Annotated in this window: 1 protein-coding gene; it reads left to right on the top strand. The window is 57.0% G+C overall.

The annotated features are described in order from the left end of the window. Window positions 1-668: 668 nt before the first annotated feature. A complete protein-coding gene (locus QM590_RS25775; RefSeq protein WP_269596894.1) occupies window positions 669-1331 on the top strand; it encodes a TetR family transcriptional regulator in 663 nt (220 codons plus the stop codon). Window positions 1332-1403: the final 72 nt, after the last annotated feature.

The raw sequence follows: 1403 nt of genomic DNA, 5'->3' as shown, positions 1-1403 counted from the left end.
CAGCTGGTAGACGCGCCGAACGAGCTCACGACCAGAATTGCCCGGTCAAGATCGAAGAGCCCTCAAAGCACCTGACCAGTTACCAAGAAGAAAGGTTGAGTTGTGCATAAAGCACAAGGACTCCTTGCGACTTTGGCCAACTTGGACATATCGCAGAACAGTGCCGATCCAGTACGATCGACGCCACGACGATGGCTTTTCCAGCCCTCCATGAATGCAGTGGAAATCGAGATATCGTGTTAAATTTTGCATTCTTTACATTGACACCGCTCCTACTGTTCATGTTTGTACCCGCGTGGATTCCGTTGACTTATCATGGGTGCGCGAGTCTGATCGAACGCCGAAATTTCATGACGCGAATAGCAGCCAGATGTAGGTCGAGCTACGCAGACGAGGGGTGTGCGTAGCGGACCTTTGCAATAGAGAGCGCTTTCTGACGCCAGCGGCCGGTAGTTGTGCCGGTTTGCCACACTCTGTGTTCGCTGCATGTCGATCGGGAAACCTACCGAAAGAACAGGTGAGTGCTTCGTAGGTGTTCGCCTCAACGCTGCGCCTGATTCGTCGCCCGCCAGTAACGCCACTCGTCGCATCACTGGCGGCATCGACGCGCTGGCAACAGCAACATCATCCCCCACCACCAATGTCCGAACGTGCTTAGACTTCTATTCATGAGTTCCGTCCACACTGCGCGCCCTGATGGTAGCTACCGGACAGCGGCAACCGCTCTGCTTCGTGCGACCGCGTTAGACGCATTGAGCGCTCTCCTGCTGCGGCAGAGTTGGAAGTCGGTGACCATGTCCGAGGTCGCGAAGGAAGCCGGTTTGTCTCGACAGACCATCTATAACGAGTTCGGGTCCCGGCGCGGTGTGGCGGAGAGCTACGCGATGCGATTGACCGATCGGCTGGTCAGTGTGGTGGACGATGGCCTCTACACTTGTGTTGGCGATATCAGGTCGGCGCTCGCCCGAGGTTTGGTTGCGTTTTTCGCCGTCTCCGAACGTGACCCATTGGTCAGATCGCTAAGAGAAGAAGACGCGTCCGCAGACCTCCTGCGGCTCATTACTGTTGACAGCACCCAGCTTGTCGAGCGAGCCGCAGATCACCTCTCTGCCACATTTCAGCGATGCTGGGTGCAAGCCCCGAAGCGTCAAGCCGATATCCTGAGCACGTCCATCGTTCAGATGGCCTTGGCGTATGTCTCACGGCCCCCGACTGACGGAGCCCAGACCGCCACCGATATCGCAGACCTACTCGCTCCGTACATCGAGGGGTTCCAAGATTCACAAGCCCATCCAGAGTTGAGCAAGACGACCCGTTTCGGTCGACAGTAGCGACAGCGGTGTACCGCTGACGAGGCTCAGCGAAATTCCCCAACCGCGCTCACCGAAATTCCCCACTCGTGA

This window comes from Rhodococcus sp. IEGM 1372, assembly GCF_030056835.1.
In the GTDB taxonomy this organism is placed as follows: Bacteria; Actinomycetota; Actinomycetes; order Mycobacteriales; family Mycobacteriaceae; genus Rhodococcoides.
Note: the sequence above shows the minus strand (reverse complement) of the source record. Positions and strands in the feature narration are given on the sequence as shown.

What these genes read in the sequence shown, in the direction of transcription:
- QM590_RS25775 (WP_269596894.1), top strand. Translation starts at nt 669, where the DNA reads ATGAGTTCCGTCCACACTGCGCGCCCTGATGGTAGCTACCGGACAGCG.